Source organism: Mycobacterium sp. UNC410CL29Cvi84 (assembly GCF_000686745.1).
Taxonomy (GTDB): domain Bacteria; phylum Actinomycetota; class Actinomycetes; order Mycobacteriales; family Mycobacteriaceae; genus Mycobacterium; species Mycobacterium mucogenicum_B.
In genome coordinates, this window is the sequence record NZ_JMLM01000021.1 from 1 (window position 1) to 22,579 (window position 22,579).

Here is a 22,579-nt window from a genome sequence, read left to right on the forward strand (position 1 = left end):
TCATGCAGATTTCACCAGGCAGAAGGTCTGGGCGTGCACGCCGGTGGAGGTTCGGGTGTCTTTGAGTTCGTCGTCGACGTGGACGGTGCAGGTGATGGAGTCACCGTCGCCCTGGGCGACGATGTTGGGCGAGGCTGCCGGTGCGGTGGTGGACAGAGTGAGCTTCCACGGCAGCGGGGCGTGGTCGATGCGCTGCGGCTTGGCGTCCAGGTCGAGGTAGTTGATGTCGGCGTAGCTGCCGGTGCCGGTGATCTCGTAGGTGACGACCTTGGGCTTGAACGGTTTGGCGTCGTCGGCGAAGTTGCGCGGGGTGACGATGACGGGGTTCTGGCCGAAGTAGCCGCGCACGCGTTGCACGGTGAAGCCGGCGACCAGGGCCACGGCGAGGATGAGCAACGGGATCCACGCCTTCTTGAGCGCATTGCCGATCACGCTGCGGACACCATGGTCGACTGCACGTGCTGCTCCCCACTTCCCATACCCTGACCGCGACAGATTAGGTCATTTAAGTGTTAGATTAGACCAGTTAAGTTAATCATGGGAAACCTTCGCTGTGGGTGGCTCGTATCACCGTAGCCGGTAACGCGCAGCTGATCGAACCAAATACGCAGCAGTTCAATGGGATTGAACAGGCGGCGACGACTGTTCAGGGAGCAGGGGCACATGGCAACCAGCACGAATAGACTCCGTCACATGAAGGCACGCACTCTCGCCGCAGTTGCGGGTTCATTCGCCGCAGCCGCCCTTGCCGTCGGGATGGCCGTCCCCGCGCAGGCCGATCCCGACACCGATTTCGCCAACCAGCTGCACACCTACGGGATTTACGGTCCCAAGGACTACAACGCCTGGATCGGCAAGATCACCTGCCAGCGGCTCGACAATAACGTCGACCACAGCGCCACCGACTCCGCGGCGTTCCTGAAGAAGAACCTGCCGCGCAACAGCAGCTCGGAGCAGCAGGTGTACCAGTTCCTCAACGCCGCGTTCGACACGTACTGCCCGGAGAAGCACGACCTGCTGGTCGCGCTCGCGCACTAGCAGCCGGGGCCCTAGCCGCACTCGGCCCTGGCGGTGCCTCAGTGCACCGTCAGCGCCGAGACGTCCCAGATGTCGTCGCAGTATTCGGCGATGGCCCGATCCGAGGAGAACTTTCCGCTGCGGGCGGTGTTCAGGATCGACATGTGCGACCAGTGGTCGCGGTCCTGCCAGGCCGCACTCACCTCGTCCTGGCACGCCACGTAGGACGCGTAGTCCGCGCACACCAGGAACGGGTCGTCGTAGCGCAGGTTGTGCACCAAGGGTCGGAACACCTCGGTGTCACCGTGGGAGAAGTGGCCGTGCTCGATCAGGTCGAGCACCGCAGCCAGTTCGGGGTTGGCAGCGATGTAATCGGCGGGCCGGTAGCCGTCGCGCTTGAGCGCTTCGACCTCGTCGACCGTCAGGCCGAACAGGAAGAAGTTGTCCGCACCGGCCTCCTCCCGGATCTCGACGTTGGCGCCGTCGAGCGTTCCGATCGTCAACGCGCCGTTCATCATGAACTTCATGTTGCCGGTGCCGGAGGCCTCCTTGCCCGCCGTCGAGATCTGCTCGGAGAGGTTTGCCGCCGGGTAGATCAGGTGCGCGTTCTGCACATTGAAATTCGGCAGGAACACCACCTTCATGAACTGATTCACCGAAGGATCGACGTTGATCATGTCGCCCACGGCGGTGATCAGCTTGATGATCCGCTTGGCGAGGAAATAGCCCGGGGCGGCCTTGCCGCCGAAGATGAACGCGCGCGGCGCCATCTGCAGGCCCGGGTTCTGCTTCAGCCGCAGATACTGCGTGACGATGTTGAGCACATTGAGGTGCTGGCGCTTGTATTCGTGGATGCGTTTGACCTGGATGTCGAACAGCCAGGAGGGGTCGAGTTCGATACCGGTCTCGGTCTGTACCAATTCGGCGAGCCGGGCTTTGTTGGCGCGCTTGACGGCCCGCCACTCCTGCCGGAACGCCGGATCGTCGGCGAATGCCTCCAGTCCGCGCAGCCGGTCCAGGTCGGTCAGCCAGCCCTCGCCGACGGTGCGGTCGAGCAGGGCGCGCAGACCCGGGTTGGACAGGGCCACGAACCGCCGTGGCGTCACGCCGTTGGTCTTGTTGGAGAACCGTTCGGGCCACATCTCGTAGAAGTCCTTGAGCACGCTGTCCTTGAGCAGCTCGGAGTGCAGCGCCGCGACGCCGTTGATCGCGTGGCTGCCGACGGTGGCCAGGTAGGCCATCTTGACCGTCTTGCCGCCGTCCTCGCCGATCAGTGACATCCGGCGGACCCGGTCCTCGTCACCGGGGAACTTCGCGCGAACCTCGTCCAGGAAACGGCTGTTGATCTCGTAGATGATCTCGAGGTGCCGCGGCAGGCTTTCGCTGAACAGCCCCAGTGGCCACGTCTCCAGGGCCTCGGGCAGCAGTGTGTGGTTGGTGTAGCCGAAGGTCGCCACCGTGATGCCCCAGGCCGTGTTCCAGTCGAGGCGGCGCTCGTCGATGAGCAGGCGCATCAGTTCGGCCACGCCGATCGACGGGTGGGTGTCGTTGAGCTGCAACGCGAATCGCTCGGGCAGGTCGTGGACCGACGCGTCGGCGAGGTCGTCCATGATGTGCAGGACGTGCTGCAGCGAGCAGGACACGAAGAAGTACTGCTGCAGCAGGCGCAGCCGCTTACCCGCCTCCGGCTCGTCGTTCGGGTACAGCACCTTGGTGACGGTCTCCGAGGTCACCTCGTCCTCGACGGCCTTGTAGTAGTCGCCGGTGTTGAACGCCTCCAGCGCAAACTCCTTGACCGCCCGCGCGCTCCACAGCGTCAGCACATTGCAGGTCTTCACGCCGTAGCCCTGGATCGGCGTGTCGTAGGCGACGCCCTTGATGAGGCGGCCGGGCACCCACCGGATGCGGTCGCGGCCGGCGTCGTCGAGGTAGTGCTCGGTGTGCCCGCTCCAACCGACCAGGTAGTTGACGTCCGGCTTGGCGATCTCCCAGGGGTTGCCGTTGTCCAGCCAGTTGTCGGTCTTCTCGACCTGCCAGCCGTCGTGGATCTCCTGGTCGAAGATGCCGAATTCGTAGCGGATGCCGTATCCGATCGCCGGGCGTTCCAGCGTGGCAAGCGAATCGAGGTAGCACGCGGCCAACCGGCCCAGGCCACCGTTGCCCAGACCGGGCTCCTCCTCGCACGCCAGGACTTCGTAGAGGTCCTGGCCGAGTTCGGCCAGCGCATCCCGGGCGGCGTCCTCGATGCCGAGGTTGAGCAGGTTGGCTCCGAGCTGCGGACCCATCAGGAATTCGGCCGACAGGTAGCACGTGACCTTGTTGCCCAGATCCAGCGAGGTCTGGGTCGAGGCGGTGCGGTTGTCCTGCATCCGGTCGCGAACCGCCAAGGCGAGCGCGCGGTAATAGTGCGTCGGTTGCAGGGCTGCCGCCGGCCGGCCGATCGAGTAGCGCAGGTGGTCGGCGATGGCCCGGCCGAGGGCTTCGGCGGAGCGGCCGGTGCGGCTGGGCTCACGGGTGCCGTTGGTGGATTCGGTCAGCGCGAAGTCGGTCACCCACGGATTGAACCGCGCTCGTGAGTACGGCGCGTTAACTTCGTTTGACAGTTGGTGAGAAACCGGTCACGCCGGGCCTTTGCCGTTGTCGACGCGGTACACCGAACCGTGAATCGCGGCGGCGTCATCACTGGCCAGGAACGCGATCACGTTCGCCACGTCCCGCGGTTCCATGAAGCCGCGCGGCGCGGCGATGCGCATGATCAGGTCCCAGTCGGCGTTCTCGGGCGCGGCGAACTCGGTGACCTGCGCGGTCAGCATGCCGCCCGGGCAGACGGCGTTGACCCGGAGTTTTTCCTTGGTGTACTCGACCGCCAGTGCGCGCGTCAGCCCGATCAGTCCGTGCTTGGCGGCGCAGTAGCCGGCCGAGTAGATCTCGCCTTCGACGCCGGCGATCGAGGAGACGTTGACGATGTTGCCGCCGTTCTCCAGCAGCTGCGGCAGCGCCGCGCGCGTCAGGTAGAACGGGCCGTTCAAGTTCACCGCGAGGTCGCGGTCCCAGTCTTCGTCGGTCACCGACAGGGTGTGCCGCATGACGTGGAAGCCGGCGACGTTCACCAGGACGTCGAGCCGGCCGAATTTCGCGATGCAGTCCTCGACCGCCTGCCGGCAGGCGTCGGCCGTGCTGATGTCCACCGCGGCGAATGCGCCGCCGGGCTCGTCGCCGTAGGCGTCGGCAAACACCGTCGCCATGCGCTCGGCGTCCCGCGCGATACCGAAGACCGAAGCGCCGCGTTCGGCAAACACCTTGACCGTGGCCGCGCCCAGCCCGGCCGAGGCCCCGGTGATCAACGCAACTCTCCCGCTGAGTGAACTCATACGGTGACTTTCTCACGCCGTGGGCCAGTCGTTTGCGATACTCGGGCGGTGAAAATGAAACGTGTTCTCGCTATGGTTTCGAGTCTTGGCTTCGCCGCAGCGGGCGCACTCTTCGGGACGGCAGCGCCGGCGCAGGCCGACAACATCCGGCTGCCCGAGGGCATCTACACCTACATCCAAGACGGCACGCCGATGAGCGTGTGGACCATCTGGCCTGTCTGCGCCCCGACCGTCGGCGATCTGCGCAACAACCTGGAACTGCCGGTGGGTTGCCTCGTGCACGTCGGCTCCGACCAGTACGGCGGAACGCTGGGCGGCGATGCCCGCCAGACCGGCGGTGAGGGACATTGGATGTTCACCCAGACCGACCTCCAGGGTTTCACGTGCCCGGACGGCACCAAGATGAAGCTCGTCGAAACCTACGAGTGGGAAGACACGAACTGGACCGGTACCCGGACCACCACCAACAACGAACAGTGCGGCGTGCCGGCGGCCATGACCAAGAAGTCGTTCCGGCTGGAATTCCAGAAGCCGCTGCCGATTCCGGTGCAGCAGTTCCCGCTGTTCTGTGACCCCAACGACGGTCTGAAGCGCTGCCGCTGACGGCCGGGCCGATCAGGACGAGCCCTGCTCCTCGGCGACCGCCGCGGCGGCCTCGTCGATGATGGCGCGCATGGCGCGTTCGGCGCCGGCCTGATCGCGCATCCGCACGGCACGGGCCACCTCGTCGTGCAGCGCGATTGCCGCCGGATTGGGGGAGTCGGGCATCATGCCGTGGTGGGTGCGCCCAGCGAGGACCTCCGACACCACCGCGTTCAGTGCGCGGAACATCTCGTTGCCGCTGGCCTCCAGCAGCGTCTGATGAAAGATCTTGTCCGCCAGTAGGTATGCCTCGAGGTTGCCGTCGCGCCCGTGCACCGCCATGTCCGACACGGCGGCGGCCATGATCCGGCACTGGTGCGGGTCGGCGCGCTCGGCGGCCAGGGCGGCCGCCACGGGTTCGAATCCGCGCCGCAATTCGGACAACGACACCAACTGGGCGGCCCGGTCGCCGGACTCGAGTCGCCAGCGAATCAGCCTGGGGTCGAACACATTCCAGTTGGCGGCGGGCTGGATGGTGATGCCGACCCGGCGGCGCGAGGCGACCATGCCCATCGATTCGAGGACCCGGATCGCTTCCCGCACGACACTGCGGGAGACGCCGTGCTCCGCGCTCACTCCTTCGAGGGTGATCACCTCGCCGGGGGCGTAGGTACCGGAGACCACCGCGGCCCCCAGCGCGCTCAGCACGTTGTCGTGCAGATCGCTGACGTTTGAAGGCGTGGCCACGCATAACATCCTGTCATAACTCCGTCGATCTAACTTAGAACTGATGTTTTACGAATGCCTCTTGAAAAAGTATGACTTTTGCGTCACGCTGTGTGAGTCAAACCACAACAAGGGCGGGTGCAGAAGATGCCATCACCCATCGTCGTCATGGGCGTTTCAGGATCCGGCAAGTCCACCGTCGGCGCGGCGCTCGCGCAGCGGCTCCGCGTGCCGTTCGCCGATGCGGACGACTTCCATCCCGCCGCCAACATCGCGAAGATGAAGGCCGGTCACCCGCTGAACGACGACGATCGCCGGCCCTGGCTCGAGACCATCGGGCAATGGCTCGGGGAGCACTGCGGCACCGGCGGCGTGATGAGCTGTTCGGCGCTGAAATACAAGTACCGCGTGCAGCTGCGCAGCCACTGCCCGGAAACCCGGTTTCTGCACCTGTTCGGCACGCCCGAGGTCATCGGCGCCCGGCAGGCCAGCCGGCCCGGCCACTTCATGCCGGCCTCGCTGCTGGCCTCACAGTTCGAAACCCTGGAACCCCTGCGAGCCGATGAGGCGGGAATCGTGATCGACGTCGGACAGAGCATCGATTCCATTGTCGAGGAATACATTTCGCGCACCCAAGGGGAGAACCGACGGGGCGAGCGAAGCGACGGGGAGAAGATCTGATGCGCACCGCCGTCACCGTCCTCGCCGACGCACCCAAACTCATCGAGCCGGTCTCCTCGGCGACGCAGCTGATTCTGGCCTTCGTGGCCGGCATCGGCGTCATCGTCGTACTCATCACGCTGGTCAAGCTGCACCCGTTCCTGTCCCTGATCTTCGGTGGGCTGACGGTGGGGCTGACGGCCGGTGAGAACCTCACCGCCGTCCTCAAATCGTTCTCCGACGGCTTCGGTGCGACGGCGGCCGGCGTCGGCATCCTGATCGCGCTCGGCGCGATGTTCGCCAAACTGCTCGCCGACTCCGGCGGGGCCGACGAGATCGTCGACACCATCGTCGGAGCCGCCTCGCCCCGCGCCCTGCCCTGGGCGATGGCACTGGTCGGCGCGATCATCGGGCTGCCGATGTTCTTCGAGATCGGGCTGGTGCTGCTGATGCCCGTCATCTACCTGGTGGCCCGGCGCTCGCAGCAGTCGCTCATCACCATCGGCATCCCGGCGCTGGCCGGTCTGTCGGCCATGCACGGTTTCGTGCCGCCGCATCCCGGGCCGCTGACCGCCGTCGGACTGCTCAATGCCGACCTCGGGGTCACGCTCGGACTCGGCGTGCTCGTCGCGGTCCCGACGATCGTCGTCGCGGGCCCGCTGTTCGGCCGCCTCGCCGGCAAGTGGGTCGTCGTCGCGGCACCGGACACCTTCACCACCGATCCGGAAGCCCTTCGGGCACACGGCAAGCGGCCCCGCTTCAGCGTCACGCTGTTCTCGGTGCTGCTGCCCGTCGCACTGATGCTGGGCAAGGCCCTCGTCGACATCTTCATCGACGACAAGACGCAGTGGTTCCGCCGGATCTTCGACGCTGTGGGCACGCCGCTGGTCGCGCTGCTCATCGCCGTCGTGGTCGGCACCGTCACCCTCGGCCGGGGTGCCGGGATGGACCGCACCGCGATCACCAAGTGCATCGAGTCGAGCCTGCCCCCGGTCGCCGGCATCTTCCTGATCGTCGCCGCGGGCGGTGGATTCAAGCAGGTGCTGGTCGACACCGGCATCGGGACGATGCTGGCGCGCTGGGCCGAAGGTGTGCACATCTCGGTGCTCGTGCTGGCCTGGGTGCTCGCGGTCCTGATCCGGCTGGCCACGGGGTCGGCCACCGTCGCCACCATCACGGCGTCGTCGCTGATTCTCGGCCTCGTTCACGGGATGGGCTCGGGCGAGCTGTCCCTGGTGGTCCTCGCCGTCGGCGCCGGCTCGCTGTTCTTCTCCCACGTGAACGACGCGGGGTTCTGGTTGGTCAAGGAGTACTTCAAGCTGAGCGTCGGTCAGACGATCAAGACGTGGTCGATCATGGAGACCGTGCTGTCGGTGTCCGGTCTGGCCATGGTCCTGATCCTGGACGTGTTCGTCTAGCTCTCGCGCTGCTGTTTCTCAACGACGATGTGCGCCACCGGAATCGGCATCGGGCGCGGTGCGGCGGACAGCAGCTCGATCAGTGCGGCGTCAAGGGCGTCGGCGACCTGACATCGGCGCGCCGGGTCGGCGGGCTCGAGCACCTCCAGGAGGGTGCCGAACACCGCCGCCCTGGTGAAACCGACCCAGCTCTTGGCGAAAGCCGTTGCGTCACCGTCGGTCTGGTACCGCAGCCAGAAGCGGTCCGGTTCGTCGGCCACCACGAGGTGGGTGATCCGGAGGCGCTCGAAGCGACCCGAGGGGGCGAACGGTGACCGGAAGTCGGCTTCGCTGCGGCCCACGATCGGCAGGCGCATGCGCCGCACTTCCTCGGCGGTGACGAGCCGTTGGTCCTGCAGGTCGGACAGCGCGTGCATCAGACCGTCGAAGAGCGGCTCGAGGCCGGGCCGCCCGTCGTCGTGCTGGCCCATGGTCATGACCACAAGCCGGCCGCCCGGACTCAACTCGCGGCCGCGGAACGCGATGAACTCGTGCCAGTCGTGCGCCGCCTGCCGGGCGTACGCCGCGCGCACCTGCGCGTCGGCGCTGAAGGACGGCTGGATGTGATCGGGGATGTCGGCCGGCATGCGGCTGAGCCACTGGATGGCCCACGCCGACCAGCCCAGGTGCACACCTTCCGACGGCAGAATCTGGCTGAGGTACGACCGGCCCACCGCTGACGCGAAGGTGGCCCGATCGGCACGCAGGTAACTGAACGGATCGTCACGCAAGGTGCGGAACAGGGCGCTGAAATCGTTGTCGGGGATGTCGGTGTGCGTCACCGCGATCGGATGCTCGGGCCGGACGCGTTTGCGCAACGCGGTGATACCCGCGCCGATGGGCAGCAGTCCGTTGTGCGCGTTGCCCGAGCCGTACTCGGCGATCACCACCGGCCGCGGCGCCGCCGGGAGCGGCACCTCGGCGGCAGCCTGTTCGAAAAGCTTTGTGGCCGTGCGGAGTCCGATGGTCTGCAGGCGCGAACTCCCGATCGGGTCGGGCTGCACCACCACGCTGGACTCGGGCATGTCTCACGGTAGCGCCGTGAGCTGTGTGGCGCGCTCTGAACGTGCGTCGAGATTCAGTGCCCGCGGGCGACCCATTCGTCGTAGTTGACCAGTTCGCCGCCGATTGTGGTGGTGTCACCGTGGCCGGTGTAGACGACGGTGTCGCCGGGTAGCTTGCCGAGCTTTTCGGAGATGGACGCCAGGATGGTCGGGAAGTCCGAGTACGAGCGGCCGGTCGCGCCGGGGCCGCCGTGGAACAGGGTGTCGCCGGAGATCACCGCGCCGAGCTCGGGGATGTGCCAGCACACCGAGCCGGGGGAGTGTCCGGGCGTGTGGATCGCCTTGATCTCCAGGCCGCCGACGGTGAGCACCTGCTCGTCGGCCACGGTGTGAAAAGGATTGTCCGGGTGGACATCCCGCCACAGCATCTCGTCAGCCGGGTGCAGCAGCACCGGGGCGTCGAGGGCCGCGGACAGCTCCGGGGCGACGGTGATGTGGTCGTTGTGGCCGTGGGTGCAGACGACGGCGACGACGTTGCGGCCGTTCACCGCGTCGATGATGGGTGCCGCGGTGTGGGCGGCGTCGAACACGATGACGTCCGTGTCGTCGCCGACGAGCCAGATGTTGTTGTCGACGTCCCAGGTGCCGCCGTCCAGGCTGAACGTGCCGCTGGTGACGACGCGCTGGATGGCACTCACTTGAGGACCACCACCGAGCGAAGCACTTCGCCGCTGTGCATCTTGTGGAAGGCGTCCTCGATCTGGTCGAGCCCGATGCGTTCGGTGACGAACTTCTCCAGCGGGAGCCGGCCCTGCAGGTACAGGCTGATGAGGGTGGGGAAGTCGCGCTCGGGCAGGCAGTCGCCGTACCACGACGATTTCAGCGACCCGCCGTGGGAGAAGAAGTCGATCAGCGGCATCTCGAGGGTCATGTCGGGTGTCGGAACACCAACGAGGACAACGGTTCCGGCCAGATCGCGGGCGTAGAACGCCTGCTTCCAGGTCTCGGGCCGGCCGACCGCGTCGATCACGACGTCGGCGCCGAAGCCGTCGGTCAGGTCCTGGATGGTCTCGACGGCGTCGAGGTCGCGGGCGTTGATGGTGTGGGTGGCGCCGAACTCGCGGGCCCAGTGCAGTTTCTGGTTGTCGGTGTCGACGGCGATGATCCGCTTGGCGCCGACCAGGGCCGCGCCGGCGATGGCCGCATCGCCCACGCCGCCGCAGCCGATGACCGCGACGGTGTCGTCACGCGTCACGCCGCCGGTATTGATGGCGGCGCCGATGCCGGCCATCACGCCGCAGCCCAGCAGTCCGGCGACGGCGGGGTCGGCTTCGGAATCGACCTTGGTGCACTGGCGTTCGTGCACGAGGGTCTTGTCGGCGAAGGCGCCGATGCCCAGGGCGGGGGTGAGTTCGGTGCCGTCGGTGAGCGTCATCTTCTGGGTGGCGTTGAAGGTGTCGAAGCACAGGTGCGGGCGGCCGCGCTTGCAGGCGCGGCACTCGCCGCAGACGGCGCGCCAGTTGAGGATGACGAAGTCGCCGGGGGCGACGTGGGTGACGCCCTCTCCGACCGACTCGACGGTGCCGGCGGCTTCGTGGCCGAGCAGGAACGGATACTCGTCGTTGATGCCGCCCTCGCGGTAGGTGAGGTCGGTGTGGCACACGCCGCAGGCGATGATGTCGACGACGACTTCACCGGGTCCGGGATCGGGGATGACGATGTCGACGAGCTCGATGGGCTGCTTCTTGGCCCGGGAAATCACACCACGCACTGTCTGACTCATGGCTATAACCTAATGCCTCCGGGAAGCGTTGGAATGGTGTCCATACAAATGTCTGGTTAACGGTGGCTCGGCCCGTGCCCATCGGCCCTGCGATCTGTGACAGGGTCGTGGGCGTGACCGCTCTCGAGCTGCTGGATTCCTGGCCGGTACCGAACGCCGCGGCGGCGGTGGTGTCGCCTGCCGGTGTGCTCGCCGCGCACGGACCCGTCGACCGCGCGTTCCGGCTCGCGTCGGTGACCAAGCCACTGGTGGCCCGTGCCGCGCAGGTCGCGATCGAAGAGGGCGTCGTTGAGTTGGACACCCCGGCCGGCCCGCCCGGGTCGACGGTGCGCCACCTGCTCGCGCACACCTCGGGTCTCGCGATGCAGACGCCCGACGCCATCGCGGCGCCCGGCACGCGGCGCATCTACTCGAACGTCGGGTTCGCGGTGCTGGCCCAGGTGCTGCAGCACGAGTCCGGCATCGAGTTCGCGCAGTATCTGCGCGAAGCGGTTTTCGAGCCGCTGGGGATGAGCGATTCCGACCTGCCGGGGGCAGCCGAAACCGCCGGCTACGGCGCCTGGTCCACCGTGACCGACCTGGCGGTGTTCGCCGGTGACCTGCTGCGTCCGGCCCTGGTGTCGACGCCTATGCACGCCGATGCGATCTCGGTGCAATTCCCGGGTCTCGATGGGGTGCTACCGGGATTCGGATCGCAGCGCCCGAACGACTGGGGCCTGGGCTTCGAGATCCGGGACGGCAAGCGTCCGCACTGGACGGCCGCGGGCAACTCGGGACGGACGTTCGGCCACTTCGGTCAGTCGGGGACGTTCCTCTGGGTGGACCCGGAGGTGGACCTGGCGCTCGTCGTGCTGACGGACCGCGATTTCGGGGACTGGACGCACACCGTCTGGCCGGAGGTGTCGGCCGCGGTCCTGCGGGAGTTCGCCTAGCGGACGACCCCGATCATGCTGTCGATCCAGCCGCGCGCGAAGAACAGCAGGAACCCGGCGGCGACGATCCACAGCAGCGGGCTGATCTCCTTGATGCGTCCCGACGCCGCGCGCAGCACGGCCCAGGCGATGAAGCCGACGCCGATGCCGTTGGCGATCGAGTAGGACAGCGGCATGACGGCGACCGTCAGTACCACCGGCAGGGCCACCGAGAAGTCGGAGAAGTCGATCTCGCGCAGCACCGAGACCATCAGGGTGCCGACGATCACGAGCGCGGCGGCCGCGACCTCGGTGGGCACGATCTCCGTCAGCGGCGTCAAGAACATTGCGGCCAGGAACAAGCCACCGGTCACGAGGCTGGCCAGGCCGGTGCGGGCGCCTTCGCCGATGCCGGTGCCCGATTCGACGAAGACGGTGTTGGACGATGCCGACACCGCGCCGCCGACGACCGCGCCGGTGCCCTCGATGACCAGCGCGGACTGCAGGCGCGGGAAGTTGCCGTGCTCGTCGGCCAGGCCGGCCTGTCGGGACAGGCCCGTCATGGTGCCCATGGCGTCGAAGAAGTTGGTGAACAGCAGCGTGAACACCAGCATGAGCGCGGCGATGGCGCCGATCCGGCCGAAGCTGCCGAAGTCCACGTGACCGATCAGCGACAGGTTGGGCACCGCGAACGGCGAGCCGGACAGCGTCGGGACGGACAGGCTCCAGCCGCCGGCCTTCTCCGTTGCCGAGCCGAGGTGCCAGATCGCCTCGATGATGGCGGCCAGCACGGTGCCCGAGATGAGTCCGATGAGGATGCCGCCGCGCACCTTGCGGGCCACCAGGACACCCGAGGTCAGCAGGGTGAACACGAAGACCAGGGTGGGGATCGCGCGGACCGAGCCGGTGCCGCCGGCGCCCAGACCCAGCGGCGGCGACGGATGTCCCGTCGACGCGACGAAGCCGGCGTTGACCAGGCCGATGAACATGATGAACAGCCCGATGCCGGCGGTGATGGCCAGTTTCAGCGGCATGGGCACGGCGTCGAAGATCATGCGCCGCAGGCCGGTGACGGCCATCGCGACGATGATGAGGCCTTCGACGACCACCAGGCCCATGGCTTCCGGCCACGTCAGGACGCCCACCACGGAGCTGGCCAGGAACGAGTTGATGCCGAGCCCGGCGGCGAACGCGAAGGGGAGCCGGGCCACGACGCCGAACAGGATCGTCATGGCGCCGGCCGCCAGTGATGTCACCGCGGAGACTTGGCCGAACGGGAGCTTGTGCCCGGCGATGTCTGCCGTGCTCGACAGGATGATGGGGTTCAGCACGATGATGTACGCCATCGCGATGAAGGTCACCGCGCCGCCGCGCAGTTCAGCGGCGACGGTGGAGCCGCGCGCGGAGATCTCGAAGAACCGGTCCAGGGCAGTCACGGCTTAGAAGATAGATGGCGCGCTGGTGCTCCGTGCGGGGGTTGGCCTGTGTCCGAGAATTGGCTGGGTCGTTGGCCAAATGTCGACAACGAGCCTGATCGCGGTGCGATTCTGTGGCCGTCCTGAGAGATTGCGCGACAGACTAGCGCAACAGGGGTCTCACGCGGCACAATAGACACGCACTAAACAATTGCAACATTTCAGCAACACCAGGTCGTTGGGGAAGACGTCCCTCGTGTAGCTGAAGGAGCAGATGATGCGTGCGTCGAACCAACTCGCCGACGCGACGACGGGCGTGGTGTATATCCATGCCTCTCCCGCGGCGGTATGCCCGCATGTGGAGTGGGCGCTTTCGTCGACTCTGTCGGCCCGGGCGAACCTCAAGTGGACGCCCCAGCCCGCCATGCCCGGTCAGCTGCGTGCCATCACCAACTGGATGGGACCCGTCGGCACCGGAGCCCAGCTCGCCAGCGCACTGCGCTCGTGGTCGGTGCTGCGCTTCGAGGTGACCGAGGACCCGAGCGCCGGCGTCGACGGACACCGCTGGTGCCACACCCCGACCCTGGGGCTGTGGAGCGGATCGATGAGCGCCAACGGCGACATCATGGTCGGCGAGCAGCGTCTGCGCACGTTGATGGAGGGCGGCGCCGACATGCTCGCCGCCGAACTCGACACCGTGCTCGGCACCGCCTGGGACGAGGCGCTCGAGCCGTATCGAGGCGGCGGCGCCGAGGTCGGCGAAGTCAGCTGGTTGAACCGGGGCGTGGGGTAGTTCCAGCGGTCTCCCTTGGCATGTTTGGCCCAGAGCCGTCAACTTTCCTTGACGTCAAGGCAAGTTGACGGCCCCAGATCGAATGTGTCACCCGGTTGGGCGCTGCCCGGAAGTACTGATCGTTCCGATCAACTCACCCGGTAGTGCTCGGGCTCCGGCTCGCTCAGCATGCTGGTGATCGTGGCGACGTCGAACGGCCACAGGTCGATGGTGCCGCCTTCGCTGAAGTACCAGGAGTTGCAGCCGGTGTTCCACACCGTCGGCTCCATGGCCTCGACAGCCGCGGCGTTGAACTCGTCGGTGGCCTCCTCGGTCACCTCGACCTCGTTGATCTCGCCACGCTCGAATCGCTTGAGCCACTTCACGATGTACCGCGCGGTGAGTTCCGCGGTGTACTGCAGTGAGATGGACCCCGTCGGCGAGTTCGGGCCCAGCACGGTGAACAGGTTCGGGAAGCCGGGAATCGCGGTCATGCGGTAGGCCCGCGGGCCCTTGACCCACGCGTCGTCGAGCGTGACGCCGTCGCGGCCCACCACCTGCATCGGGCGCATGTAGTTGTGCGCCTGAAAACCGGTGGCCAGCACGGCGATGTCGATCCGGTGGTGCTCACCCTCCGTGGTGCTGATGCCGGTGGGCGTGAACGCGGCGATGCGATCGGTGACCAGCTGGGCGTTGGGGGCCTTGATCGCCTGGTAGTACGTACCCGACAGCACCTGCCGCTTGCACAGCGGCTGGTAGTCGGGCGTCAGCTCGGCACGCAGCTTCGGATCGCGGACCTGGGCCCGTAGGCTCAGGCGCGCGTACTGCTGCACCAGCTTGCGGCGCCACGTCGGCTTGGTCACGATGTCGACGAGGACGCTCGAGCCCCACAGCGGAATGCGTTCGGCGACGGCCTGATACAGCTGCGGCATGGCGCGCAGCAGCGCGGTGACGGCACTCAGCTGCGGCAGTTTCATCGGTGCCCACAGCATCCACTGCGGGGACCGGGCGAAGTGCAGCAGCTTGTCGGCCGTGGGCTGCAGCGCCGAAACCACCTGCACGCCGGTCGATCCGGTTCCGATCACGGCGATGCGCTTGCCCGCGGTTTCCAGTCCGGGGTCCCACCGGGCGGTGTGCACGACGGTGCCCTCGAAGGAGTCCATGCCGGGGATGTCGGGTGTGAAGGGGTGGTGCAGCACGCCGGTGGCGCAGATGACGAAATCGGTGGTGAGCGTCTCGTGCTCGGTCGTGACGGTCCAGGTGTGTTCATCCTGGTCGTAGTGCAGCGCCGTGACTTCGGTGTTGAGTCGAAGGTGGTTGTCGAGGCCGAACCGCGCGACGACGTCGCGGTGATACTCCTGAATCTCCTGGCCGCCCGCCCAGATATGGCTCCAGTCGGGCTTGGGGGCGAAGGCGAACTGGTAGATGTGCGACGGCACGTCACACGTCAGGCCTGGGTAGCGGTTCCAGTGCCAGACCCCGCCGACGTCCGAACCCTTCTCCAGGATGGTGAAGTTGGTGAACCCGGCCTGCTGGAAGGTGTACGCGGAGGCGATCCCGGCGACGCCGGCGCCGATGATGACGATGCGCGGATCACGTGTGTTCATCAGGACTCCCAGGCTCGACGCACCGTGTTCGGTGCTGTGGTCATGGCGGATTCGAAGGCCGCGCGCCGCTTGCCGCGCAGCATGAAGTTGGCGCCCAGGCCGGCCAGATCGGCGGCGTCCGGCTGGATGACGACGACCTCGATGCCGCGGGCCCGGGCGGCGGCGACCTCGGCATCCAGCACAGTCGACATCGGACGGCGGAGCAGCCGGTGCTCAAGGATGCCGCCCAACCCCGGTGCGCGCACGCCGCTTTCGGAGGCCATCGGGGTGATGACGTAGATGAGGTCGGCGTCGTCATGGCTGATGAGGTCGACCGACGCGGTGGACGCGGCGCCGCCGTCGACGAACTTGCGGTCGCCGATGCTGACCGGGGGCATCCAGCCGGGGACACCCCACGACGCCCGGAGTGCTTCTCCTGCCGTGGCTTTCGGTGCGTCAGGGGCACCGAAAGCCACCCGCTCGCCGCGCTGGTAGTCGAATGCCACCATGCGGGAGCCCGGATGATCGAGCCACCCCGACTTGTTGGCGAATCCGGATGCCAAGCGCTGCAGCCATGTTGCGTCGGCGCGCCCCGTGGGTGCGATACCGGTGACCGCGGCCAGGCCGCTCTGACTACGCAAGAGCGCCGGGTTCAGCAGCCGCGGTGCCGGCAGGGGAGGCAGGCTCGGCGGCGTCGCCTCGATGTGTTGATGCAAGCGTTCGTCGGTACTGGTGCCGCGGTGCATCGCCACCAGGTCGTCGACGGACGCGCCGCCGCCGAGCATCGTGACGATCTCGGCGCCCGCCGAGGTGCCCTGCAACACAGAGGCTTCCCGCGGGTCCCAACCCGTCTGCTCCTGCAATGCGTGCAGCGCCGCGACGATCCACGCGCCGCCGATGGTCCCGCCGCAGCCGATGACCAGTGCCCGCTTCATCGTCGCGGTTCCGAGTTCGACTCGGCGTCATGGTCTTTCGACTGCCGTTCGATCCGTTCCAGGTAGGCTGAACGGCCGACGGGGTCGAGGGCGGTCAGGGCGCGGCGGTCATCGATCAGCGAGCGCGCCGCACGTTGGATGAACTCGGGGACCAGTGCGTCGATCAGTGCCCAGCCGGGCGCCACCCACTCGGGTACCGAGGTGCGGGCGGCCTTGGTGCGCAATGTCTTCAGCACCACCTGCGCGACATCTTCGGGGTCGACTGTCGGCATGCCGCCGCCAAGTTGGACGCCGGAGGAGAGTTCGGTGCGTACTGCCGAGGGCAGCACCGCGCACACCGTGACGCCCGTTCCGGCGTATTCGGTGCGCGCCGCCAGTGATGCGCCGACCGCGGCGAACTTGCTGGCGTTGTAGGTGACCATGCCCGGGACGGGGATCATGCCGGCCATCGATGCCACGTTCACCACGTGGCCGCTGCCGCGCGTGATCATGAAGGGGATCACGGCCCGCATGCCGTTCAGTACGCCGCGGACGTTGACGTCGAGGATCAGGTCGGTCGTCGCCTGGGCTTCGGTCTCGAAGGCACCGAGGGGCATGACGCCGGCGTTGTTGATGAGGACGTCGATGCGGCCGGAGTCCTTGAGGACCTGCCCGACGAACTGGTCCCAGGAGTCGCGCCGGGTGACGTCGAGGCGCGCGCTGCGACAGCGGGGGATTTTGCGGGCCGTCTGCTCGGCGATGTCGGCGTCGACGTCGCCGATCCACACGTTGGCGCCGTGCTGTGAGAACAGCTCGGCGGTCTTGGCGCCGATGCCCCTGGCGCCTCCGGTGATGATGACTGTGGCGCCGTCGAGTGACATGGCGCGTCGTGCTAGCTGCATCGATAGCCTCGTATCTGCTGGTAGGAGCCTTTCCGGCTCATTCGAATACTCACGGTATCCGAATTCTCCGAGTAAAGCTAGTACTCCCGGTATCACAAACCACTAATATCAACGCATGCCGCGATTGACCAGGGTGCAGCGTCAGGAACAGACGCGTGCCGAGCTGCTCGACGCGGCCAAGGCCCGGTTTCTCAAGCACGGCTATGCCTCCACGAGCCTCGAGGACATCGCCGACGACGCCGGCTACAGCAAGGGCGCGGTGTATTCGAACTTCGGTAGCAAGCCGGTCCTGTGCCGGGAGGTGCTCGAGGCCATCCACCGCGAGAAGTTCGCCGAGATGTCAGAGCTGGCGATGTCGGATGCCGATGTGCCGAGCCGCGTCGAGGCGGTGAACGCCTGGCTGGAACGGACCGCCGGCGACGTGGGCTGGACGATGCTCGAACTCGAATTCGTGGTGCTGTCGCGCAACGATCCCGAGCTGGGGCAGATGGTCACGGACCTCCGCAACGAAGCCGCTCAGATGGTCGTCGATGTATTGCGTTCGCTCGCGGTCGATTTGGGGCTCGGCGAAGAGCAGATGGTCGCCGCCGGGGTGATCGACAGCTTCGACGACATCGGCAACCTCTTTCTCAGCGCCGGCATCGGGCTCGGGATCCAACGTGCCGTCGATCCGACATTGCCGGCCCGACCGGTCACCGGCGCCATCACCCGGTTGATGAATCTGCTTGCGCTGCTTGCGGCTACGCAGGACTGAAGGTCGTCGCCAGGCTACGGAACCAGGACCCGCAACGCGTTCGGCACCGCGGACACCGTCACCGGCAGCGGGCAGACGAATTCGCCGTCGGCATAGGCGTTTATGCCCGGCACGTCGATCGTGACGGTGCGGGCCCGCCTCGTGGACACCTCGTCGAGGTGGACATGCGTGCCCTTGAACACCGTGGGGAACAGCCGGATCAACTTGGTGCGCGACGCCGAGGCCGCCATCGTGACATCGAGCAGGCCGTCGTTGAGGTCGGCGCCCGGACAGATCAGCATGCCGCCGCCATAGCTCTTGCCATTGCCGAAAGTCGCCAGTGTCACGGGGATTTCCTGCTCGGGACCACCGTCGAAACTGACCCGCGCCGTATGCAGCCGCAACTGCGACAGCTCGACCAGCATGGCCGCGTTGTAGCGCATCCGGCCCCGCGGCCACGTCATCCGGTTGGCGCGGTCGGTGACCAGCGAGTCGAAGCCCGCCGACATCACCGTGCCGAACCAGCGGACGGTGCCGTCGGCGCCCTCGATCCGGCCGAGGTCGATGGTGCGGGTGCGGCCCGTCGCGATGATGTCCGCGGCGGCTTCCGGGTCGTCCCGCGGAATCCCGAACTCGCGGGCGTGGTCATTGCCGGTGCCGGCGGGGATGATGCCGAGCGGCACGTCGCCCTGCGCAAGCGCCTGTAGCGCAAGGGAAATGATGCCGTCGCCGCCGGACACCACGACCGCATCGGTGCCGTGGTCGAGCGCCTCGTCGAGTAGTTGGCGGGCATGGGCGGCGTCGGACCCGATCAGTTCGACCACGTCGACACCGCGCCTCTGCAGCCGCACGACGGCGCGCTGCGCTGCCGCCGAGCCCCGACCCTGGCCCGAGGCGGGGTTGGTCAGGAGGGTGACTCTCATGGGATCAGCTTGCCCGGGTTCAGGATTCCACCGGGATCGAGCACGTTCTTGACGGCGCGCAGCACCTCGACACCCAGGTCACCGACCTCGGCCGTCATCCACGGCTTGTGGTCGGCGCCGACGGCGTGGTGGTGGGTGATGGTGGCGCCGCAGCGCACCATCGCCTCGGACGCAGCGGTTTTCGCCGCGCGCCACTGCTCGATGGGGTTGCCGCGCTGGCCGGCCACGACCGTGAAGTACAGCGAGGCGCCCGTGGGGTAGACGTGCGAGATGTGGCACATCACCAAAGCCGGTGTCCCGCTTTCCTGTAGCGAGCTGGTGAGAGCCTCGGTGACGGCCGCCTTCAGCGCCGGCACGTTGGACCACGTCGTCGCGGTCTCCAAGGTCTCACACAGGGCGCCGGCCGTCAGCAGCGAGTCGCGCAGGTACGGGGCGCCGAACCGGCCGTGCTGCCAGGCGCGGGCCGGGGCTTCGCCGAGCGACGTGCCACCTTGAGCGGCCAGCAGCGCACGCGTCTCGTCATGGCGGCTCTCGGTGTGCGCGGCCGAGCCTTCGAACAGGGTGATGGCCAGGCAGCCACCGGTGATGGTCTGCTCGCCGATGCTGTCGGTGGTGGCCAGGTTGATGCCGGTCTCCACCTCATCGGACAGGCGGATGACCGTCGGGCCGGTGCCGGTCTGCACGACCGCGCGCAAAGCCGCTGCGCCGGTGGCGAAGTCGGGGAAGGACCAGGCCTCATAGCGGGTGGTCTCGGGCACCGGATGCACGCGCAGCCGCACCCGGGTGATGACGCCGAAGGTGCCCTCCGAGCCGACGATCAGCTGACGCAGGTCGGGCCCGGCTGCCGACGCCGGGGCCCGGCCCAGGTCGAGGACGCCGGCCGGGGTGACGACGGTGAGCCCGCGCACCATGTCGTCGAACCGGTTGTAGCCGGCCGAGTTCTGCCCTGACGACCGCGTCGCGGCGAATCCGCCGATGGTCGCGAATTCGAAGCTCTGCGGGAAGTGGCCGAGCGAAAAGCCCTCGGCGCCGAGGAGTTCCTCGGCCTGTGGGCCAGTGACGCCGGCCTCGAGTTCGGCCTCGCCGGATTCCTTGTCGAGCCCGACCAGTCGGTCCAGGCGGCGCAGGTCCAGCGACACGACGGCGCTGAAGCCGTTCCGGATCGGGTCGAGTCCGCCGACCACACTGGTGCCGCCGCCGAACGGGACGACCGCGATGCGGTGGTCGGTGCAGTAGCTCAGGATGGCCGCGATCTGTTCTTCGTTGCCCGGCAACAGGACCGCGTCCGGTGCATCCTGCTCGCCGGTGTCCTTGCGGCGCAACAGGTCCAGCGTCGACTTGCCGCCGGCCCGCAGCAGGCGGTCGCGATCGTCGGTGCGGCAGAACTCGTCGCCGACGATCGCCGCGAGGGCGACGCGGTCGGCGTCTGCCAGGGCGGACGGACGCAACGTGACCTGGTCGGCCTCGAGCTCGCCCGCCGGAGTCGCGTCGATGCCCAGGGCCGCGGTCAGCAGGCCGCGGATGCCGTCGGACAGGGGCTTGGCTGCAGCGGGGTCGCCCCAGGCGTTCCACTTCATCGGCGGTTCGAGGTGGTCACGTGTCGCGGTCATGCGTTACAGTATTACACATGATGTCAATCAGTAACGATGAAGCTCGGGATTCCCTCGATGCCCGAATCATCGACGCTGCGGCTGACTGCGTGATCGCCTTCGGCGTGGATCGCGTGACGTTGGCCGAGATCGCACGTCGCGCCGGCGTCAGCCGGCCGACGGTGTACCGGCGCTGGCCGGACACCCAGGCGATCCTCGCGGCACTGCTGACGGCACGAATCACCAACGCGCTCAATGAGGTTGCCGTCACTGGCGACGACCGCGACGCGATCGTCCAGCGCATGGTCGGCATGGCCGAGCGGCTGCGCGACGACGAAGTCATCATGTCCGTCCTGAGCAGCGCACCCGCTCTGGCGATGGTCTACATCTCCCAGCGCATGGGCACCAGCCAGCAGATCCTGCTGGAAGTGCTGGCCGGCGCGCTGGCCACGGCGCAGGCCGACGGCAGCGTCCGCCCCGGCGACCCCAAGCAACTCGCCGCCATGTGCCTGCTGATCGTCCAGTCCGCCATCCAGTCGGCGCAGATGGTCGCGCCCGTCCTCGACGTCGCCGCGCTGGACATCGAACTTGCTCACTCCCTGAACGGATACCTCAAGCCATGACCACCAGTACCCTCAATGCCGCCCGCCGCAGCGCCGAGCTGACGGCCCTGGCCGACGGCGAGACCGTCGACGTCGTCGTCATCGGCGGCGGGATCACCGGCGTGGGCATCGCGCTGGACGCCGCGACCCGCGGACTGTCGACGGTGCTCGTCGAGAAACACGACCTGGCGTTCGGCACCAGCCGGTGGAGCTCAAAACTCGTGCACGGTGGCCTGCGCTACCTGGCCACCGGAAACGTGGGCATCGCCCGGCGCAGCGCCATCGAGCGCGGCATTCTGATGAGCCGCAACGCCCCGCACCTCGTGCACGCCATGCCGCAACTCGTGCCGCTGCTGCCCGAGATGAACCGGGCCTCAAGGGCTTTGGTCCGTACGGGATTCATCGCCGGCGACGGCCTGCGCCGGCTGGCCGGCACGTCGGCGTCGATCCTGCCGCGGTCGGGCCGGGTCGACGCGGTCCGCGCGGCGGAGTTGGTGCCCGCGGTCCGCCGCGACGGACTCGACGGCGCGTTGCTCGCCTACGACGGCCAACTGATCGACGACGCCCGTCTGGTCACCGCGGTGGCACGCACCGCCGCCCAGCATGGTGCCCGCATCCTGACCCGGGTGGCGGCATCCGATGCCACCGGCACCTCGGTGCGCCTGACCGACCAGCTCACCGGGGAGTCCTTCGATCTGACGGCGCGCGCGGTGATCAACGCCGCCGGCGTGTGGGCCGGTGAGCTCGACGCCGCGATCAAGCTGCGTCCCAGCCGCGGCACCCACCTGGTCTTCGACGCCGCGGCGTTCGGCAATCCGACTGCGGCCCTGACGGTTCCGATCCCGGGCGAGCTCAACCGGTTCATCTTCGCCATGCCCGAACAGCTCGGCCGCGTCTACCTCGGCCTCACCGACGAGGCCGCACCGGGCCCCATTCCCGATGTGCCGCAACCGACTCCGGCCGAGATCACGTTTCTGCTGGACACCGTCAACACCGCGCTGGCGACAAGCCTGGGGCCGGACGACGTGCGCGGCGCCTATGCCGGGCTACGGCCGCTGATCGACACCGGTGAGGGCAACACCGCCGACGTCTCCCGCGATCACGCCGTCGTCGAGTCCGGCAGTGGTGTGCTCAGCGTCATCGGCGGCAAGCTCACCGAATACCGGTACATGGCCGAGGATGTGCTGAACCGGGCGGTGTCGCTGCGCGACCTGGGCGCAGGGGAGTGCCGGACGCGGAATCTGCCCCTGGTCGGGGCTCCGGAGAACCCGGTGTCGGTGGATCGTGTTGCGGCGCTGCCGGAGTCGCTCGTGGCGCGCTACGGCGCCGAGGCGCCGAACGTGTTCGCCGCCGCCACCTGTGACCGTCCCACCGAGCCGGTGGCCGACGGAATCGACGTCACGCGGGCCGAATTCGAATACGCCGTCACGCACGAAGGCGCGCTGAGCGCCGACGACATCCTGGACCGCCGGACCCGGATCGGGCTCGTCGGCGCCGACCGCGACCGCGTCGCCGCCGTGGCACAGGAATTCATCTAACTGCCAGATCGGGCGTTTGGAATCAGCATGATTCTGACCGAATAGCAGCCACGTCCGGTGGTCACGCCTGCCGCGGCAGCGTGAGCCGATTCAG

The 22,579-nt window shown here is 67.6% G+C and carries 22 protein-coding genes; 9 read left to right on the top strand and 13 right to left on the bottom strand.

What is annotated here, in order from left to right; all coding sequences use genetic code 11:
- The gene (locus tag BR47_RS0124045) at positions 1 to 432 is read right to left on the bottom strand and encodes an MmpS family transport accessory protein (protein WP_029119471.1); all 432 of its coding nucleotides are present in this window, start codon (positions 430 to 432) and stop codon (positions 1 to 3) included.
- A gap of 261 nt (positions 433 to 693) precedes the next feature.
- Here BR47_RS0124045 and BR47_RS0124050 point away from each other — a divergent pair, with 261 nt between their 5' ends.
- A complete protein-coding gene (locus BR47_RS0124050) occupies positions 694 to 1,038 on the top strand; it encodes a DUF732 domain-containing protein (protein ID WP_029105927.1) in 345 nt (114 codons plus the stop codon).
- 38 nt (positions 1,039 to 1,076) lie between these two features.
- Here the strand turns inward: BR47_RS0124050 and BR47_RS0124055 are convergent, their stop codons facing one another.
- Together BR47_RS0124055 and BR47_RS0124060 are read right to left on the bottom strand one after the other, a co-directional pair.
- Positions 1,077 to 3,569 (bottom strand): glycogen/starch/alpha-glucan phosphorylase, encoded by a 2,493-nt coding sequence (locus BR47_RS0124055; protein ID WP_051634970.1) that lies wholly within the window; start codon positions 3,567 to 3,569, stop codon positions 1,077 to 1,079.
- Between the two features lie 66 nt (positions 3,570 to 3,635).
- Positions 3,636 to 4,388: an SDR family NAD(P)-dependent oxidoreductase gene (locus tag BR47_RS0124060; RefSeq protein ID WP_029121035.1), complete on the bottom strand. Its 753-nt coding sequence runs from the start codon at positions 4,386 to 4,388 to the stop codon at positions 3,636 to 3,638.
- Positions 4,389 to 4,460: 72 nt separating this feature from the next.
- Between BR47_RS0124060 and BR47_RS0124065 the strand changes: the two genes are divergently transcribed.
- Positions 4,461 to 4,991 (top strand): hypothetical protein, encoded by a 531-nt coding sequence (locus BR47_RS0124065; RefSeq protein ID WP_051634971.1) that lies wholly within the window; start codon positions 4,461 to 4,463, stop codon positions 4,989 to 4,991.
- Between the two features lie 12 nt (positions 4,992 to 5,003).
- Here BR47_RS0124065 and BR47_RS0124070 read toward each other — a convergent pair whose 3' ends face one another.
- Positions 5,004 to 5,717: a FadR/GntR family transcriptional regulator gene (locus tag BR47_RS0124070; protein ID WP_020104436.1), complete on the bottom strand. Its 714-nt coding sequence runs from the start codon at positions 5,715 to 5,717 to the stop codon at positions 5,004 to 5,006.
- 126 nt (positions 5,718 to 5,843) lie between these two features.
- Between BR47_RS0124070 and BR47_RS31305 the strand changes: the two genes are divergently transcribed.
- Both BR47_RS31305 and BR47_RS0124080 read left to right on the top strand, forming a co-directional pair.
- Positions 5,844 to 6,377, top strand: coding sequence for a gluconokinase (locus BR47_RS31305; protein ID WP_036427714.1), 534 nt, complete (start codon positions 5,844 to 5,846; stop codon positions 6,375 to 6,377).
- Positions 6,377 to 7,774: a GntP family permease gene (locus tag BR47_RS0124080; protein ID WP_029121037.1), complete on the top strand. Its 1,398-nt coding sequence runs from the start codon at positions 6,377 to 6,379 to the stop codon at positions 7,772 to 7,774. The genes BR47_RS31305 and BR47_RS0124080 overlap by 1 nt, the downstream gene beginning before the upstream one ends.
- On the opposite strand, the gene BR47_RS0124085 is transcribed toward BR47_RS0124080, so the two are convergent.
- Genes BR47_RS0124085 through BR47_RS0124095 form a run of 3 tightly spaced genes read right to left on the bottom strand, consistent with a single transcriptional unit; the run spans position 7,771 to position 10,600 of the window.
- On the bottom strand, positions 7,771 to 8,838 hold the full coding sequence (locus BR47_RS0124085; protein WP_029121038.1) for a class I SAM-dependent methyltransferase: 1,068 nt from the start codon (positions 8,836 to 8,838) through the stop codon (positions 7,771 to 7,773). The genes BR47_RS0124080 and BR47_RS0124085 overlap by 4 nt on opposite strands.
- 53 nt (positions 8,839 to 8,891) lie before the next feature.
- A complete protein-coding gene (locus tag BR47_RS0124090) occupies positions 8,892 to 9,515 on the bottom strand; it encodes an MBL fold metallo-hydrolase (RefSeq protein WP_029121039.1) in 624 nt (207 codons plus the stop codon).
- Entirely contained in the window at positions 9,512 to 10,600 is a 1,089-nt protein-coding gene (locus BR47_RS0124095) for an S-(hydroxymethyl)mycothiol dehydrogenase (protein WP_029121040.1), read from the bottom strand. Before BR47_RS0124095 ends, BR47_RS0124090 begins: the two co-directional genes overlap by 4 nt.
- Before the next feature lie 113 nt (positions 10,601 to 10,713).
- On the opposite strand from BR47_RS0124095, the gene BR47_RS0124100 reads away from it, so the two are divergent.
- Positions 10,714 to 11,532, top strand: a complete 819-nt coding sequence (locus tag BR47_RS0124100) for a serine hydrolase domain-containing protein (protein ID WP_029121041.1) — start codon at positions 10,714 to 10,716, stop codon at positions 11,530 to 11,532.
- Here the strand turns inward: BR47_RS0124100 and BR47_RS0124105 are convergent.
- The gene (locus BR47_RS0124105) at positions 11,529 to 12,947 is read right to left on the bottom strand and encodes an NCS2 family permease (RefSeq protein ID WP_029121042.1); all 1,419 of its coding nucleotides are present in this window, start codon (positions 12,945 to 12,947) and stop codon (positions 11,529 to 11,531) included. The genes BR47_RS0124100 and BR47_RS0124105 overlap by 4 nt on opposite strands.
- A gap of 256 nt (positions 12,948 to 13,203) precedes the next feature.
- On the opposite strand from BR47_RS0124105, the gene BR47_RS0124110 reads away from it, so the two are divergent.
- The gene (locus BR47_RS0124110) at positions 13,204 to 13,719 is read left to right on the top strand and encodes a DUF3145 domain-containing protein (RefSeq protein ID WP_029105859.1); all 516 of its coding nucleotides are present in this window, start codon (positions 13,204 to 13,206) and stop codon (positions 13,717 to 13,719) included.
- Positions 13,720 to 13,847: 128 nt separating this feature from the next.
- Here BR47_RS0124110 and BR47_RS0124115 read toward each other — a convergent pair whose 3' ends face one another.
- From BR47_RS0124115 to BR47_RS0124125, 3 genes are read right to left on the bottom strand one after another with little or no spacing between them, the layout of a single operon-like run.
- On the bottom strand, positions 13,848 to 15,305 hold the full coding sequence (locus tag BR47_RS0124115; RefSeq protein WP_029121043.1) for a flavin-containing monooxygenase: 1,458 nt from the start codon (positions 15,303 to 15,305) through the stop codon (positions 13,848 to 13,850).
- Positions 15,305 to 16,219 carry a patatin-like phospholipase family protein gene (locus tag BR47_RS0124120; protein WP_029121044.1) on the bottom strand — a complete coding sequence of 305 codons (915 nt, stop codon included), beginning with the start codon at positions 16,217 to 16,219 and terminating at the stop codon, positions 15,305 to 15,307. Before BR47_RS0124120 ends, BR47_RS0124115 begins: the two co-directional genes overlap by 1 nt.
- Entirely contained in the window at positions 16,216 to 17,100 is an 885-nt protein-coding gene (locus tag BR47_RS0124125) for an SDR family oxidoreductase (protein ID WP_036427711.1), read from the bottom strand. Before BR47_RS0124125 ends, BR47_RS0124120 begins: the two co-directional genes overlap by 4 nt.
- A gap of 115 nt (positions 17,101 to 17,215) precedes the next feature.
- Here BR47_RS0124125 and BR47_RS0124130 point away from each other — a divergent pair, with 115 nt between their 5' ends.
- The gene (locus BR47_RS0124130; RefSeq protein ID WP_029105860.1) at positions 17,216 to 17,854 is read left to right on the top strand and encodes a TetR/AcrR family transcriptional regulator; all 639 of its coding nucleotides are present in this window, start codon (positions 17,216 to 17,218) and stop codon (positions 17,852 to 17,854) included.
- A 14-nt stretch (positions 17,855 to 17,868) separates the two neighbouring features.
- Here the strand turns inward: BR47_RS0124130 and BR47_RS0124135 are convergent, their stop codons facing one another.
- Complete coding sequence (locus BR47_RS0124135; RefSeq protein ID WP_029121046.1) at positions 17,869 to 18,756, bottom strand: diacylglycerol kinase; 888 nt, start codon at positions 18,754 to 18,756, stop codon at positions 17,869 to 17,871.
- A complete protein-coding gene (locus BR47_RS0124140; protein WP_090562965.1) occupies positions 18,753 to 20,333 on the bottom strand; it encodes an FAD-binding oxidoreductase in 1,581 nt (526 codons plus the stop codon). Before BR47_RS0124140 ends, BR47_RS0124135 begins: the two co-directional genes overlap by 4 nt.
- Positions 20,334 to 20,383: 50 nt before the next feature.
- Here BR47_RS0124140 and BR47_RS0124145 point away from each other — a divergent pair, with 50 nt between their 5' ends.
- Both BR47_RS0124145 and BR47_RS0124150 read left to right on the top strand, forming a co-directional pair.
- Positions 20,384 to 20,968 carry a TetR/AcrR family transcriptional regulator gene (locus BR47_RS0124145; protein WP_029121048.1) on the top strand — a complete coding sequence of 195 codons (585 nt, stop codon included), beginning with the start codon at positions 20,384 to 20,386 and terminating at the stop codon, positions 20,966 to 20,968.
- Positions 20,965 to 22,485, top strand: coding sequence for a glycerol-3-phosphate dehydrogenase/oxidase (locus tag BR47_RS0124150; protein WP_029121049.1), 1,521 nt, complete (start codon positions 20,965 to 20,967; stop codon positions 22,483 to 22,485). The genes BR47_RS0124145 and BR47_RS0124150 overlap by 4 nt, the downstream gene beginning before the upstream one ends.
- The last annotated feature ends 94 nt before the right edge of the window (positions 22,486 to 22,579 follow it).

What these genes read in the sequence shown, in the direction of transcription:
- BR47_RS0124050 (WP_029105927.1), top strand. Translation starts at nt 694, where the DNA reads ATGAAGGCACGCACTCTCGCCGCAGTTGCGGGTTCATTCGCCGCAGCC.
- BR47_RS0124060 (WP_029121035.1), bottom strand. Translation starts at nt 4,388, where the DNA reads ATGAGTTCACTCAGCGGGAGAGTTGCGTTGATCACCGGGGCCTCGGCC.
- BR47_RS0124065 (WP_051634971.1), top strand. Translation starts at nt 4,461, where the DNA reads ATGGTTTCGAGTCTTGGCTTCGCCGCAGCGGGCGCACTCTTCGGGACG.
- BR47_RS31305 (WP_036427714.1), top strand. Translation starts at nt 5,844, where the DNA reads ATGCCATCACCCATCGTCGTCATGGGCGTTTCAGGATCCGGCAAGTCC.
- BR47_RS0124080 (WP_029121037.1), top strand. Translation starts at nt 6,377, where the DNA reads ATGCGCACCGCCGTCACCGTCCTCGCCGACGCACCCAAACTCATCGAG.
- BR47_RS0124085 (WP_029121038.1), bottom strand. Translation starts at nt 8,838, where the DNA reads ATGCCCGAGTCCAGCGTGGTGGTGCAGCCCGACCCGATCGGGAGTTCG.
- BR47_RS0124095 (WP_029121040.1), bottom strand. Translation starts at nt 10,600, where the DNA reads ATGAGTCAGACAGTGCGTGGTGTGATTTCCCGGGCCAAGAAGCAGCCC.
- BR47_RS0124110 (WP_029105859.1), top strand. Translation starts at nt 13,204, where the DNA reads ATGCGTGCGTCGAACCAACTCGCCGACGCGACGACGGGCGTGGTGTAT.
- BR47_RS0124115 (WP_029121043.1), bottom strand. Translation starts at nt 15,305, where the DNA reads ATGAACACACGTGATCCGCGCATCGTCATCATCGGCGCCGGCGTCGCC.
- BR47_RS0124120 (WP_029121044.1), bottom strand. Translation starts at nt 16,219, where the DNA reads ATGAAGCGGGCACTGGTCATCGGCTGCGGCGGGACCATCGGCGGCGCG.
- BR47_RS0124125 (WP_036427711.1), bottom strand. Translation starts at nt 17,100, where the DNA reads ATGCAGCTAGCACGACGCGCCATGTCACTCGACGGCGCCACAGTCATC.
- BR47_RS0124130 (WP_029105860.1), top strand. Translation starts at nt 17,216, where the DNA reads ATGCCGCGATTGACCAGGGTGCAGCGTCAGGAACAGACGCGTGCCGAG.
- BR47_RS0124135 (WP_029121046.1), bottom strand. Translation starts at nt 18,756, where the DNA reads ATGAGAGTCACCCTCCTGACCAACCCCGCCTCGGGCCAGGGTCGGGGC.
- BR47_RS0124140 (WP_090562965.1), bottom strand. Translation starts at nt 20,333, where the DNA reads ATGAAGTGGAACGCCTGGGGCGACCCCGCTGCAGCCAAGCCCCTGTCC.
- BR47_RS0124145 (WP_029121048.1), top strand. Translation starts at nt 20,384, where the DNA reads ATGATGTCAATCAGTAACGATGAAGCTCGGGATTCCCTCGATGCCCGA.
- BR47_RS0124150 (WP_029121049.1), top strand. Translation starts at nt 20,965, where the DNA reads ATGACCACCAGTACCCTCAATGCCGCCCGCCGCAGCGCCGAGCTGACG.